This is a genomic window from Spirillospora sp. NPDC048911, from assembly GCF_043198015.1.
GTDB lineage: Bacteria > Actinomycetota > Actinomycetes > Streptosporangiales > Streptosporangiaceae > Spirillospora.
Map to the genome: position 1 here is coordinate 282,108 of NZ_JBICUD010000014.1, position 13,062 is coordinate 295,169.

Genomic DNA, 13,062 nt, shown 5'->3' on the forward strand with positions numbered 1-13,062 from the left:
TCACCGACACCGTACGGGGGATCAGCTGTGGCCGAGCGCCTCTTCGGCCTCGGCGTCCGGCGTCGCGGTGCCCGAGGCGGGCATGAGGTCGTACCCGAGCTCGTCGATCACCGGCGGATTGTGCTCGGAGGCGGCCGGGAGGTTGACCGCCTCGGAGTGCGCGCCGCACCCGTGGTCGGCCGAGACCACCCGGCCGTCGTCGGGGGCGTACTCGTTCGCGCAGACGCCGAAGACCTGCCGCAACTCGCCCGCGAGTTGCAGGTAGAACCCGCACGTCGAGCACTGCGCCGGCGCCGAGGACGCGATCAGGGCGCGCGGCCCGGCCACCCCCTCGTACCAGCGGCTCGCGGTCTCGTCGCGGCCCTCCTGGGACAGCACGCGGACCCGGCCGAGACCGAGCTCCCATACCAGCTGAGAATCAGTGGAGTCGGAGACCTCCGTGAATCCGGGCGCGAGCCGGACGTCATCGGGCGCCGTGGGCAGCAGATCGCCCGGGCCGAGGTCGCCGGGGCGCAGCCGTTCGAGCCACGGCACCCACGGCGGCGCGAGCAGCGCGTCATCGCCGGGCATCAGGACGCATTCGTCGACGGTCACGACCTTGGCGCGGGCGGCGCGGGTCACGGTGACGGCCCAGCGCCAGCCTCGATAGGCGGTGTCGAGGCAGTCGAAGTAGTGGGTGACCAGCCGGTCGCCCTCGGCCCGGACGCCCCGATGCTCGCCGACGGGGGTGGGCCAGGCGGTGTCGGCCGCGGCCGCACGAGCGAGATCGACGGCCTCCGCGCAAGCGGCGTCGACGGCCGGCGGACGGGTTCGCCGGGCGGACCCGGTGGTGGACGAACGCGCGGGGCTGGACTGACGGAGTGGGCTCACATCCCAATTCTCGCTCATGGAATGGCGTGACCGCGCACCCCATCGGCCACAGCGCCCGTCCCGTCGCCCCATGGCCGCACAAAATCCCGTAGATCAACGGATCCGGGCCCCGGCCGGGCGGCGGGCGGGCCGCGGGATTGGCGCGCCGAGGCCCGGGTAAAGCTCAGTCCTTGCCTGGTCGGGGGTGAAGACGGGGCCTTCCGGGGTGAAGATGGTTCAGAACGTTCCCACAGAGAGATACGAGGCGGACCGGACTGGGGGATCAAGCCGCATGGGTTTCCGGCAGGGCATGGGCACGGGTGCGCGCGGTGCGGGCCGGGCCGTCCGGCGCGTCGGCTCGGCCGCCCGTTCCACCGGCAGGCTCACCCGCCGCGCCACGCACGCCCACGGCGCGGGCCGCAGCGGTCTGGGCAGCCTCATCGAGGCGGCCGCCGTCAACTCCACCGGCGACGCCCTCGTCGCGGTGGCCCTGGCCGGCACGTTGTTCTTCGGGTTGGACGTCAATCAGGCGCGCGGCCAGGTGGCCCTCTATCTGCTGGTCACGATGGCGCCGTTCGCCCTGGTCGCGCCGCTGATCGGTCCGGCGCTCGACCGGATGCGGCATGCCCGCCGGTACGCGATCGCGGGCACGTTCGTGGCGCGCGGCCTGCTGTGCTGGGGCATGGCGGGGGCGGTCTCCAACAACGACGCGGTGACGTTCCTGCCCGCCGCGTTCGGCGTGCTCGTGCTGTCCAAGGCGTTCGGCGTGCTCCGCGCCGCCGTCACGCCCCGCGTCCTGCCCGACCAGATCACGCTGGTCACCGCCAACGCGCGTGCCTCGTTCGCCGGGCTCATCGCGGCCTCCATCGCCGCCCCGCTGGCGGCGGGCCTCGCCGTGTTCATCGGCCCCGGCTGGCTGCTCCGCATCGCCATGCTGATCTTCCTGGCGGGCGTGATCTTCAGCATGCGCCTTCCCGCCCACGTCGACTCCCCCGAGACCGTCCCCGCGGACTCGCCGGCCCCGAAGGCCCGTCGCTGGCGGACGTTCCCGCGCGTGGGACCGGTCGTGGCCGAGGCGATGGAGGCGAACGCGATCCTGCGCGCCTTCTCGGGCTTCCTCATCCTGTACCTGGCGTTCCTCCTGCGGCAGGAACGCTTCGACCAGGTCTCGGCGAACGTCGCGCTGGGCCTCCTGGCGGCCGCCGCCGGAGCGGGCGGCCTGGCGGGCACGGCGCTCGGCGCCTGGATGAAGGCCCGGGCGCCCCGCATCATCGTCTTCGGCACCCTCGCGTTCGTCACCGCCGTCACGGCGATCAGCGCCGCTTTTTTCGGCCTCTGGGCCGCCCTCGCGGTCGCCCTCGCCGCCGGGCTGGGCCAGTCGCTCGGCAAGCTCTCGCTGGACGCCGTGGTGCAGCGCGAGATCGGCGAGGACGTCCGTTCGTCCACGTTCGCCGTCTCCGAGACCCTGCACCAGCTCGTCTGGGTCATCGGCGGCCTGCTGGGCCTCGGCATGTCGATCGTCGCGGACGGCCGCCTGGCCCTGGCGATCGTCGCGGGCGTCCTCACCCTGACGTTCGGCGCCCTCCTGGCCCACCGCACCGGAGGCCGCTCACTCCTCCACCTGGACGACCCACCCCCGCCCCAAGCAAGCCCAACCCAAACCCACTGACCATCCCGCGCGTGGGACGCCAACGCCCGCCTCGGCCCCTCTACGTCAGCTCAAGGGGGAGGCGGGCGGAGGGTGCGTCAGGAGTGGAGGTCGTCGGCGACCGCGCGGAGCACGGTGGCGATCTTCTTCGCCTCGGCGGGGGCCGGGTGCTTGCCGCGGCGATAGGTGTTGGAGATGCCGTCGAGCAGCTTGATGAGATCCTCGGTGATCATCACCATCTCGTCCGGCTTCTTGCGGCGGGCCTTGGCGACGGCCTTCTCGACCGACGGCAGGGTGTCGAGCACGCGCACCTGGAGCGCCTGCTGGCCGCGCCGGCCCTCGACCACGCCGAACTCGACCCGCTGCCCGGGCTTGAGCGTCGTCGCGCCGCCGGGGAGCGCGGAGGAGTGCACGAACACCTCACCGCCGTCATCGCGGGTGAGGAAGCCGAAACCCTTGTCGGCGTCGTACCACTTGACCTTGCCAGTCGGCACGGGGGACCTCGTTCGAATCTCGTCCTGGATTGGCCCCAAGATTAGCGCCCGGCCGCGAGGCGATGAACACACGAGCGACGGCGGGAGACGATTGCGAGCCAACGGACAGAAGCTACATGCGACGGGCCGCCGCGGCATCCGGATATTCGTCCGAAACGGAGCATCGCAGGAAGATTGCAGGCAGAGGCCACTATCGGCCGCCGTCACTCCGATCGGGCACGGAGAATCCGCCGAGCCATGCGGGGAATGCCAGCAGGTCGGGAAGCACGATATCGGCGCCATAAGCCGTCAAAGCCGCGCTATCGAACGAGCCGGTGGCGACGCCCACCGCCATCGCGGCGGCCGCCCGGGCGGCGTCCACGTCGCCGGTGTGATCACCGACGTACACGCCGGCCCCGAACCGGCGCAGCGCCACCCCCTTGTCGGCGCCGAACACTCCGCCCACCACCTCGTCGACCTGCAGGCCGAGGAAGCGCACGGTCCGTTCGGTGTCCTTCTGGTTCTTGCCGGAGACCACGATCGTCCGGCCGCCGCGGGCCCGCACGGCGTCGATCGCCGCGACGGCACCCGGCATCAGCACGGTCGCCGGGACCGCGATGTCGGCGTACATCGCCCGGTAACGGGCCGCCATGGCCGCGACCTCGTGCGGGGGGAACCAGTAGCCGAGCTCGGTCTCCAGCGGCGGGCCGATCCTGGTCACGACCAGCCGGGTGTCGATCGGGACGCCGGTCTCGGCGGCGAGGGCGGCGTAGACGGCGCTGATTCCGGCACGCGTGTCGGCCAGGGTCAGGTCGAGGTCGAACCCCACCGCGACGGCGGGAACATCGGCAGGGGGAGAATCTAGGTCCAGCACGTCCCACAGGGTAAAGGGATAGGTATGACGGTGATGACACGGCTTGGGGCGCGAGCCCGCCCGTACGTCCCCGTACCTCCGACGTGGGGCCTGACCGGCGCACGCACCCGCACCCCCCTGGTAGTGGCGATGCGACGGGATCCGAGTAGGAGGGCGCGGGAATCTGTGCGCGGCTTCGCTGCTCCGGTTTCGCTTGACCAGAACTGGTTCGTTCGGTCGTCCGAAACAGCGGTTCGTGATCCGGATATACCCGTCCTCGCAGCCGTAAACCGTCCCACCAGGAAAAACACGCGACCTGAATAAACCCACCACGGTCGCCGGGTCTCAACCGGCCCCGCCCGTCGCGCAGGGAGGCGTCATGGCAGACGACAACGAGCGAACCCAGTCCCCGGCAGAGACCAAGGTGGCCGGCCCCACGACCACTGGACGGCGGCGCCGCGTCGAGACCGTGGCGATGGCACGCAGACGTGCCGTGAACGTGGTCGCCTGGCTCATCTCCCTCGTCACCACGGTGGTCGTGCTGATCCTCGCCGTGCACATCGTCTTCGTGGCGTTCGAGGCCAACACCGCCAACGACCTCGTCAACACGGTCGGCGACTGGGCGGACGACCTCGCCTGGCAGTTCAAGGACGTCTTCCAGCCCGACGACCACAAGGTCGAGGTGGCCGTCAACTACGGCCTGGCGGCCCTCGTCTACCTGATCGTCGGCCGCATCCTGACCTCACTGGTCCGCCGCCTCGCCTAACCGATCCGCCTCGCCTAACCGGTCCGCCTCGGCTGGCCGGTCCGCCTCTCCTGACGGCGCGGCCTCCTAGCGGAGCTCGCGGCCGGGGAAGCGGACCACCTCGAACGGCCACGCCGTGGTGGCCCATTCACGGGCGAACTCCTCCAGCTCCTTCTCCAGGATCGGATCGTCCTGGTCGGAGCGGACCCAGAACACCATGACCGCGTCCGCGTCCGGCTCGTCGGAGGGGGCCACATGGATGCGGCCCAGCTGGCGCTCCTCGTCGGGCGTGGTCACCACGTAGCTGAACGACCGCCGGAGCTGGCCCTCCTTCTGAAGCCAGGCGACGTCGATCAGGGCCTGCTCGAAGGTGAACTCCGGCGCGGGCCAGCCCCATTCGGGCCCGAACTGATCGCGAAGGCGGTCCATGCTGCCCACGATCGCGCCATAGTCCTTGACCACGTCGTGCACGGTAATCGGGCGGATCCGGAACCGCGGCCCGGCGACCAGGGTGGGGATCACGAAGTCCTCGGGGAGGAATTCAGGCATCGTCGACCCTTCCGGCAACGCCCCTACGGCGACGGGGCGCGGAAGAACGAACTCTAGTAGGCCGCCCGCCGGTGCGAGACACATCACGAATTCGGGCGTGCCTTGCGCGGAGCACGGACACCTGCTCGAACATGCCTTAGTGTTCTTGCGGAGGAACTTACAGAACATGACGACTTCTACGCGCGAGCGGATCGTGGCCGAATCGCTCCGGCTGTTCGCCGATCGTGGCTACGCCGCGACCTCGGTCGCTGAGATCGAGGCGGCCGCCGGACTCTCTCCTGGCGCGGGCGGCCTTTACCGCCACTTCCGTTCCAAGGAGGAAGTGCTCGCCTCGGCCATCCGCGAACATATCGACCGCACTCGGCAGCAGGTCAGCGAGGTGCTCGACCAGGCGGTCGTCTACGAGGACCGGCCGCTCGAACTCCGGCTCAAGATGACGTGCCAGGCCGGGCTCGCGAAAATGCGCGAGGAGCAGGACCTCATCCGGGTGCTCTTCCGCGACCTCGACCAGTTCCCGCATCTGGTCGCCGAGATGCGCGAGGGGATCGTCAACCCGCTGTACGACGGCATCGCCACCTGGCTCGCCGCGCAGCCCGAGTTCGAGGGCATCGACGAGGACTGGCCCGCCATCGCCTCCATTTTGGGCGGCGCGGTGGTCAATTACTGGCTGGCCAACGAGTCGATGTACGAGCCGCCCACCCGTATAGACGAAAAGCGCTTCGTCGCCAGCTGGGCCCGCCTGGGCCTGGGCCTGGTCAACCTCGAAAAGTCGACCACGGCCTCCTGAGAACCCCGCCACCTGACAACTCCCACCTCCGGACCGCCTCCCGGAGTCGGACACCGCCGAGTGACAGGTCACCCCCGCTCCCGATAGGTAAAACGCCACCTCCAGACAGACCGCCCCCAGCCTCTGGCAGAACGACCCCGGCCCCTGGGTAGGCCGACCTCAACGTCCGCCAGAACGAGCCGTGCCTCCGGCGGGACGAGCGTCACCCTGGGAGGAAGCGAACCGATCTCCGGCAGCCAGGCACCACGCCACGTCCCGCAGGTCAGGTGCCGCCTCCGGCAGGCCAGGCGCCACGTCCCGCAGGCCATGTGCCGCCTCTCGCAGGTCAGGCGCCGCCTCCGGCAGGTCAGGTGCCGCCTCCGGCAGGACGAGCGTCGCTGCGTTCAGTCGGTTCTTCTTCGGCGGAAGAACGAGCGCCCACTCTCGCGCAGTGAGGTCATGAGGCGGGAGAACGGGCCGCGGTTGTTGTCCTCACGCAGTTCGCGACGTAGCCGGGCGGCGCCGGAGGGGCTCCAGGTAAAGCGGCGGATCGAGCGGCCGCCGCGGCGAACGGTGCGTACGGGAGCGCGGGGCCGGCGCGGCGGTCGCACCTGGCGTCCGGAACGCGACGGCTTTTCCCCAGCGTCCTCGGTGTCCATGGCGTTCGCGGCGTCCGCCAGTTCCGGCTCGGAGACCTCGCCGTCGCCCGCGGCCGCCGCCTGGATCTCGTCCAGCCTGCGCCGCTCCCGCGCCACGAGGAACTTCGGATCGCCGAACCGCGCGAGGACCTGCCGGATCTGCCGGGGATTGGTGCTTCCCTGCCGATGTTCCTCGATCCGCTTCCGGAGGCGGTTGCAGAAGTCGAGACGTTCCCGCGAGCTCAGTTCGCCATGGGCGGCGTCGGCGACGCTCCCCAGGTACTCAAGGATCAGCTGGTCGGCCACCTCGCTCATAGCGCCACCTCACTCTGGCAGTGCGCTCGCTCTGGCAGTGCACCCAGGGAGGCCCCCCTGCCTCCTACGCTGATAGTGCCTGGCGAAGCATTGGGCACGCCACATTAAGTTTGGGAGCGGGATGGAAACATACGCGGACTGGTTGCGCGCACGCAGCGATGACGACCTGCGTGCGCTCCTGTCTGCCCGGCCGGAACTGGTCGCGCCCGTTCCCGCCGACCTCACCGCTCTCGCCGCCCGTGCCGCCACGCCCGCCGCGATCTCCCGCGCCCTCGACCGGCTCGACCGCTTCGCGCTGGCCGTTCTGGAGGCCCTGCTCGTCCTGCCCGCCCCGGCCCAGCCGAAGGCGCTGTCGGCCGCGATGGACGCCACCTCCGAGGAGACGGAGGCGGCCGTCGAACGCCTGCGGCGGTACGGCCTGGCCTGGGGGAACGGCGCGGCCAACCCGGCTCCCGGCGTCCGGCAGGCGCTGTCGCACCCGGCGGGCCTCGGCCCGTCCGTCCAGGAGGCCTTCGCCGGCTATCCGCTCGACCGCCTCACCACGCTGATCACGGATCTGGACGGCGAGGAGCCGCGCGGCTTCGCGGACTCCGCCCGGCTCCTGCAGCGGCTGGCGACGATCCTGGCCGATCCCGAGCCCCTGATCGCCGACGCGGGCCCCGAGGCGCGGGCCGCCCTGGAGCAGCTGGCGTGGGGACCTCCGGTCGGCCGCGTCAACGATGCCCGCCGTCCCGTACGCGTGAAGACCGCCGAGACGCCCATCGAACGTCTCCTGGCCCGGGGCCTCCTCGCCGCCGAGGACGACCGCACGGTGACCCTCCCCCGGGAGGTCGCCCTCCACCTGCGCGGCGGCAGTCTCTTCCGCGACGTCAGCCCGCAGCCGCCACCGCTGACCGCAGCCGCCCAGCCCGCAGCCACCCCGCGAGCGACCGCCACGTCCGCGACCGCCCGGCCCGGCAAGTCCGCGGGCAGGCGACCGGAAGATCTGGCGGTCCGGGCCGCCGCGGGCGAGGCGTTCACCGCCGTCCGCCAGATCGAGGAGCTCCTCGAACGCTGGGGCGTCGAGCCGCCCGCCGTGCTGCGCAGCGGCGGGCTCGCGGTCCGCGATCTGCGGGCCGCCGCCACGCTGCTGGACGTCGAGGAGTGGCGGGCGGCCCTGCTGGTCGAGGTCGCGTACGCGACGGGCCTGCTCACCCGCAGCGGCGACCTGGACGGCGAATGGCTCCCGACGCCCGCCTACGACCTGTGGCTGATGCGCGACATCGCGGGCCGCTGGACCGAGCTGGCACGCGGCTGGCTGCGCACCGACCGGGCCGCGGGCCTCGCCGGCGAACGCGACGACCGCGACCGGCTGATCAACGCCCTCAGCGAGGGGATGGTCCGGGGCGGCGCCCCGGCCGTCCGCCGGACGACGCTCGAAGTCCTCGCCGAGGCGACCGCCGAGGCCCCGACCGCGGCGGCCATCAGCACCCGCCTGACCTGGCTGCAGCCCCGCCGCAGCGGCCCCCTCCGCGACCGGCTGGTCGGCTGGACGCTGCGCGAGGCCGCGGCGCTGGGCCTCACCGGCTTCGGCCAGGTCGTCCCGTACACCCGCGATCTCCTCGACGGCGGTGATCCCGAGCCGCGCCTCGAGAAGTACCTGCCGACCCCGGTCGAGCAGATCCTGATCCAGGCGGACCTGACCGCCGTCGCGCCCGGCCCGCTGGTCACCGAGCTGGCCCGCGAACTCGCGCTCTGCGCCGACGTCGAGTCGACCGGCGGCGCCACGGTCTACCGCTTCACCCCCGAGTCCGTCCGCCGCGCCCTGGACGCGGGCCGGACGGGCGCCGACCTCGTCGACTTCCTGACGAGGCATTCGGCGACCCCGCTCCCGCAGCCCCTCACGTACCTGATCGACGACGTGGCCCGGCGCCACGGCCACCTGCGGGTCGGCAGCCTCACCTCGTACGTCCGCACCGACGCGCCCGCCACCCTGGACGAGATCCTGGCCGACCGGCGCTCCGGCACCCTGCGGCTGTTCCGGCTCGCGCCCACCGTCCTCGCGTCCGCCCTGCCCCGCCAGGAGCTCCTCGACGGCCTCCGGGCGATGGGCCTCGCCCCGGTGGCCGAGGCGTCCGGCGGCGGCGTGATCGTGACCCGCCCGGACGCGCACCGCGCCGAACCGCTCCCGAGCACCGAGATCGTCCGGATCCGCCCCGACGCGACCGCCGACACCGCCATGATCTCCGCCGCCGTCCGGGCCCTGCGCGCGGGCGACGAGGCCACCCGCCACGGCGCCGAACAAGCCCGCCTGCGCGCCGAGACCCCCGCCGGCGATCCGCCCCGTTCCCCTGCCATGGCGACGATCGAGCAGCTCCGGGACGCGGTCGAACGCGGCGCCCGCATGTGGATCGGCTACCTCGACCAGCAGGGCCAGGCCTCCAGCCGGATCGTCGAGCCCGTCCGGGTCGAGGGCGGCTTCCTTACCGGCTACGACGCCACCCGCGCCGCGGTACAGCGCTTTGCTCTCCACCGCATCACCGGCGTGGCCGAAGTAGACCCCGCCGACCCGAACAAATGACCGGCAGACGCCAGACAGAGGGCGTCTGACCGGCAGACGCCAGACAGACCAGATCCAGCGGATACCTAGGCAGACCGAGGACAGCGCGGAGCAGGCACGGCACGGCGCAGGCACGGCACGGGTGCGGAGCAGAGCGGGCGGGGCGCGGAGCGGGTGCGGCGCGGCGCAGGCGCTGCACGGGCGCTGCACGGGCTCGGAGCAGCGCGGACGCGGCGCGGCGCGAGGCAGAGCGGGTGCGGCGCGGGCACGAGCGGCGCAGACACGGCGCGGCACGGGCGCGGCACGGGCGCGGCACGGGCGCGGCACGGGCGCGGCACGGGCGCGGCACGGAGTGAGTGCGGAGTGAGTGCGGAGCGGGCGGGGGTGCGGCGGGGCAGGCGGAGCGATGGGGCGTGAGGATCACATTTTGCTGTAGTCGCGGGTGAGCCAGCGTTCGGGGCGCACCCGGACCACGACCATCGTGTGGGCCACGTCCTGGGTGGATTCGAGGTATTCGGCGCCGACCGCGGGGCCGAGGTAGCGCTCGGCCAGAGCGCGGCGTTCCTCCGGATGTGCCTGCTCGACGGTGGTGACCGCGCCTTCCACGGAGACGTATCCGTAGGGCGTCTGCTCGTTCTGGACCGTCAGGCTGACCCGGCCGGCCTTGCGGATCAGGGTCATCTTGCGGCTGTCCTGGCCCGTGGCGAACGAAATCTCGCCGCCCGGTTCGTACAGGTACCAGACCGGCACGGCCAGCGGCGCCCGCCCGTCCTCGGCGGCGACACTCAGGATTCCCACACGCGGCACGGCCAGAAATCGTTCCCGTTCAGCCGCGGTCATCGCCAACGTCATGATCAGCTCCTCGCTCCCGGGTCGCCGTCTTTCTGACCAAGGATGCCCAGGACCGGCCATCTGGTATCCGGAACCAACAGATAACCTCCTCAGTCCAATGAAATGAGACACCGGGCGAGTAGCGTGCGAACCATGTGGGATTCACGCCGGCCATGCCCGGTCCGATCGGCGCGGGGAGGCTGCCGATGAGCGGCTACGGAGGGCAACCACCCGGGTGGAACGACCCGTACGGGCAACCGCAGAGCCCGTACGGGCAAGGCGGGGCGGGTCAGTCCGGCTGGGATCCGTACGGGCAGTACAACCAGACGCCGGGCTACGGCTACGGCCCGCCGGGGGTGTACGGGCCGCCGGCCAGCGAAGGCTCGGCCATCGGGGCCCTCATCGCCAACATCGTCGTCACCCTGTTCTGCTGCGGCGTGACCGGGATCGCGGGGATCATCACGGCCGCCATGGGCATGTCCAAGGTCAAGACCGACCCCGGCGCCGCGCGCAAGCTCACCACCTGGAGCTGGGTGATCTTTGGCGTCTCACTCGTCCTCGGCCTGGTCATCCTCGTGATCTACTTCGCGGTGATCGCCTCCGAAGCCGGCTCGTCGAGCAGCGGCGGCGACATCTAGGCCCTTGGGGCGGGGTGGCATCCAGGCCTCAAGGTCGGGGCGACATCCGGGCCCTGAGTTCGGGGGCGATATCCAGGCTCGGGGGGAAGGCGACCAGACCCGGCGACGCGGGACGGCGACCGGCTTTGGAGGGCGCGGGACGGCGACCGGCTCCCGAGAGCGCAGGACGAAGACCAGGCTCCTGGGGGCGCGGGACGGCGACAGCCAGGCCTCTCAAGTGCGCGACGGCGACGGCCAGGCCTCTGAAGCGCGGGATGGCGGTGGCCAGGCTCTGAGGCGCGGGACGGCCGGGCCTCGGGAAGAGACGGCGGGCCGCGGCTGTTGGAGTTCAGGCCGGGCCTGCCAGGCCGAGAGCCGGTGCCGCGGGTCGCGCTCGGGTACCGTGCAGCAGGCGCGAGTCATCTTCCAGTCCCAATCGGGGGTTCCTTCCTGTGACCGACGGTCCGCTCATCGTCCAGTCCGACAAGACTTTGCTGCTCGAGGTCGACCATGAGCTGGCCGACGCGTGCCGCAAGGAGATCGCCCCGTTCGCCGAACTGGAGCGGGCACCCGAGCACATCCACACCTACCGCGTGACCCCGCTCGCCCTCTGGAACGCACGCGCCGCCGGGCATGACGCCGAGCAGGTGGTCGACACGCTGCTCAAGTTCTCCCGGTACCCCGTGCCGCACGCGCTGCTGGTCGACGTGGCCGACACGATGGCGCGGTACGGGCGGCTGCGGCTGGAGAAGCACCCCACGTACGGTCTCGTCCTCTCCTCCATCGACCGTTCGGTCCTGGAGGAGGTGCTGCGCGCCAAGAAGATCAAGGGCATGCTCGGCGACCGGATCGGCGACGACGCCGTGGTCGTGCACCCGAGCGAACGCGGCTCGCTGAAGCAGGCGCTGCTCAAGCTGGGCTGGCCCGCCGAGGACGCGGCCGGGTACGTGGACGGTGAGGCGCACCCGATCTCGCTGGACGAGGCGGGTTGGTCTCTTCGCTCCTACCAGAAGGAGGCCTCTGACGCCTTCTGGCACGGCGGCTCTGGCGTCGTGGTCCTTCCCTGTGGCGCGGGCAAGACCATCGTTGGCGCCGCCGCGATGGCACAGGCGCAGGCCACCACGTTGATCCTGGTCACCAACACCGTGTCGGCGCACCAGTGGAAACAGGAGCTGATCAAGCGCACGTCGCTGACCGAGGACGAGATCGGCGAGTACACCGGCACGAAGAAGGAGATCCGGCCGGTCACGATCGCCACGTACCAGATCATGACCACCCGCCGGAAGGGCGTGTACTCGCACCTGGAGCTCTTCGACGCCCGCGACTGGGGCCTGGTCGTCTACGACGAGGTGCACCTGCTCCCCGCACCGATCTTCCGCATGACCGCCGACCTGCAGGCCCGGCGCCGGCTGGGCCTCACGGCGACGCTGGTGCGTGAGGACGGACGCGAGGGCGACGTCTTCTCCCTCATCGGCCCGAAGCGCTACGACGCGCCCTGGAAGGACATGGAGTCGCAGGGCTGGATCGCCCCGGCCGACTGTGTAGAGGTGCGGGTGACCCTGACCGACTCCGAGCGCCTCGCGTACGCGACGGCGGAACCGGAGGAGCGCTACCGCTTCTGCGCGACGACCGACACCAAGACGAAGCTCGTCCAGGCCCTCGTGAACCGGCACCGCGGCGAGCAGACCCTCGTCATCGGCCAGTACATCGACCAGCTCGACGAACTCGGCGAACTACTGGACGCGCCGGTCATCAAGGGTGAGACGCGTATCCGGGAGCGCGAACGGCTCTTCGACGCCTTCCGCTCGGCTGAGATCGACGTCCTGGTCGTGTCGAAGGTCGCCAACTTCTCCATCGACCTGCCCGAGGCGTCCGTCGCGGTCCAGGTGTCGGGGGCGTACGGCTCGCGGCAGGAGGAGGCGCAGCGGCTCGGACGCCTGCTGCGGCCGAAGGCGTCGGGCCAGGGGGCGCGCTTCTACGCCGTGGTGGCCAGGGACACCCTGGACCAGGACTACGCGGCGCACCGTCAGCGCTTCCTGGCCGAACAGGGATACGCCTACCGGATCGTGGACGCTGACGCCGTACTGGCCGGCGAAGACATCTGAGGGCGGCGGCGTAATAGGTCGTTGCCTGAACGTCCGTAGAAATGAGAAAGGCCCCGCCATAATGGCGGGGCCTTTCTACCAAAAGGTGTCCGGCGGTGTCCTACTCTCCCACACAGTCTCCCGTGCAGTACCAT

At 71.4% G+C, this 13,062-nt stretch carries 12 protein-coding genes; 6 read left to right on the forward strand and 6 right to left on the reverse strand.

Annotation, left to right across the window (positions count from 1 at the left end; all coding sequences use genetic code 11):
• Nucleotides 1-21: 21 nt before the first annotated feature.
• Nucleotides 22-870: a DUF3027 domain-containing protein gene (locus ACGFNU_RS45880; RefSeq protein ID WP_392602990.1), complete on the reverse strand. Its 849-nt coding sequence runs from the start codon at nt 868-870 to the stop codon at nt 22-24.
• Between the two features lie 271 nt (nt 871-1,141).
• Between ACGFNU_RS45880 and ACGFNU_RS45885 the strand changes: the two genes are divergently transcribed.
• Nucleotides 1,142-2,518, forward strand: a complete 1,377-nt coding sequence (locus tag ACGFNU_RS45885) for an MFS transporter (protein WP_392602992.1) — start codon at nt 1,142-1,144, stop codon at nt 2,516-2,518.
• Nucleotides 2,519-2,595: 77 nt separating this feature from the next.
• On the opposite strand, the gene ACGFNU_RS45890 is transcribed toward ACGFNU_RS45885, so the two are convergent.
• Both ACGFNU_RS45890 and ACGFNU_RS45895 read right to left on the reverse strand, forming a co-directional pair.
• On the reverse strand, nt 2,596-2,991 hold the full coding sequence (locus tag ACGFNU_RS45890; protein WP_392602993.1) for a cold-shock protein: 396 nt from the start codon (nt 2,989-2,991) through the stop codon (nt 2,596-2,598).
• A gap of 190 nt (nt 2,992-3,181) precedes the next feature.
• Nucleotides 3,182-3,844, reverse strand: a complete 663-nt coding sequence (locus ACGFNU_RS45895; RefSeq protein WP_392602994.1) for an HAD family hydrolase — start codon at nt 3,842-3,844, stop codon at nt 3,182-3,184.
• Between the two features lie 358 nt (nt 3,845-4,202).
• Between ACGFNU_RS45895 and ACGFNU_RS45900 the strand changes: the two genes are divergently transcribed.
• Nucleotides 4,203-4,589 (forward strand): hypothetical protein, encoded by a 387-nt coding sequence (locus ACGFNU_RS45900; RefSeq protein WP_392602995.1) that lies wholly within the window; start codon nt 4,203-4,205, stop codon nt 4,587-4,589.
• 66 nt (nt 4,590-4,655) lie between these two features.
• On the opposite strand, the gene ACGFNU_RS45905 is transcribed toward ACGFNU_RS45900, so the two are convergent.
• Nucleotides 4,656-5,117, reverse strand: a complete 462-nt coding sequence (locus ACGFNU_RS45905; RefSeq protein WP_392602996.1) for a GNAT family N-acetyltransferase — start codon at nt 5,115-5,117, stop codon at nt 4,656-4,658.
• Nucleotides 5,118-5,283: 166 nt separating this feature from the next.
• Here ACGFNU_RS45905 and ACGFNU_RS45910 point away from each other — a divergent pair, with 166 nt between their 5' ends.
• Entirely contained in the window at nt 5,284-5,904 is a 621-nt protein-coding gene (locus tag ACGFNU_RS45910) for a TetR/AcrR family transcriptional regulator (RefSeq protein WP_392602997.1), read from the forward strand.
• A gap of 383 nt (nt 5,905-6,287) precedes the next feature.
• On the opposite strand, the gene ACGFNU_RS45915 is transcribed toward ACGFNU_RS45910, so the two are convergent.
• Nucleotides 6,288-6,836 carry a hypothetical protein gene (locus tag ACGFNU_RS45915; protein WP_392602998.1) on the reverse strand — a complete coding sequence of 183 codons (549 nt, stop codon included), beginning with the start codon at nt 6,834-6,836 and terminating at the stop codon, nt 6,288-6,290.
• Between the two features lie 121 nt (nt 6,837-6,957).
• On the opposite strand from ACGFNU_RS45915, the gene ACGFNU_RS45920 reads away from it, so the two are divergent.
• The gene (locus ACGFNU_RS45920; protein ID WP_392602999.1) at nt 6,958-9,396 is read left to right on the forward strand and encodes a helicase-associated domain-containing protein; all 2,439 of its coding nucleotides are present in this window, start codon (nt 6,958-6,960) and stop codon (nt 9,394-9,396) included.
• Between the two features lie 399 nt (nt 9,397-9,795).
• On the opposite strand, the gene ACGFNU_RS45925 is transcribed toward ACGFNU_RS45920, so the two are convergent.
• Nucleotides 9,796-10,227 carry a TIGR03618 family F420-dependent PPOX class oxidoreductase gene (locus ACGFNU_RS45925; protein ID WP_392603000.1) on the reverse strand — a complete coding sequence of 144 codons (432 nt, stop codon included), beginning with the start codon at nt 10,225-10,227 and terminating at the stop codon, nt 9,796-9,798.
• A 185-nt stretch (nt 10,228-10,412) separates the two neighbouring features.
• On the opposite strand from ACGFNU_RS45925, the gene ACGFNU_RS45930 reads away from it, so the two are divergent.
• Nucleotides 10,413-10,844: a hypothetical protein gene (locus ACGFNU_RS45930; protein WP_392603001.1), complete on the forward strand. Its 432-nt coding sequence runs from the start codon at nt 10,413-10,415 to the stop codon at nt 10,842-10,844.
• Nucleotides 10,845-11,275: 431 nt separating this feature from the next.
• Nucleotides 11,276-12,928 (forward strand): DNA repair helicase XPB, encoded by a 1,653-nt coding sequence (locus ACGFNU_RS45935; protein WP_392603002.1) that lies wholly within the window; start codon nt 11,276-11,278, stop codon nt 12,926-12,928.
• The last annotated feature ends 134 nt before the right edge of the window (nt 12,929-13,062 follow it).

Excerpts from the sequence above, each read along its gene's own strand:
- ACGFNU_RS45925 (WP_392603000.1), bottom strand. The coding sequence starts at position 10,227 with ATGACGTTGGCGATGACCGCGGCTGAACGGGAACGATTTCTGGCCGTG.
- ACGFNU_RS45885 (WP_392602992.1), top strand. The coding sequence starts at position 1,142 with ATGGGTTTCCGGCAGGGCATGGGCACGGGTGCGCGCGGTGCGGGCCGG.
- ACGFNU_RS45905 (WP_392602996.1), bottom strand. The coding sequence starts at position 5,117 with ATGCCTGAATTCCTCCCCGAGGACTTCGTGATCCCCACCCTGGTCGCC.
- ACGFNU_RS45915 (WP_392602998.1), bottom strand. The coding sequence starts at position 6,836 with ATGAGCGAGGTGGCCGACCAGCTGATCCTTGAGTACCTGGGGAGCGTC.
- ACGFNU_RS45910 (WP_392602997.1), top strand. The coding sequence starts at position 5,284 with ATGACGACTTCTACGCGCGAGCGGATCGTGGCCGAATCGCTCCGGCTG.
- ACGFNU_RS45920 (WP_392602999.1), top strand. The coding sequence starts at position 6,958 with ATGGAAACATACGCGGACTGGTTGCGCGCACGCAGCGATGACGACCTG.
- ACGFNU_RS45930 (WP_392603001.1), top strand. The coding sequence starts at position 10,413 with ATGAGCGGCTACGGAGGGCAACCACCCGGGTGGAACGACCCGTACGGG.
- ACGFNU_RS45900 (WP_392602995.1), top strand. The coding sequence starts at position 4,203 with ATGGCAGACGACAACGAGCGAACCCAGTCCCCGGCAGAGACCAAGGTG.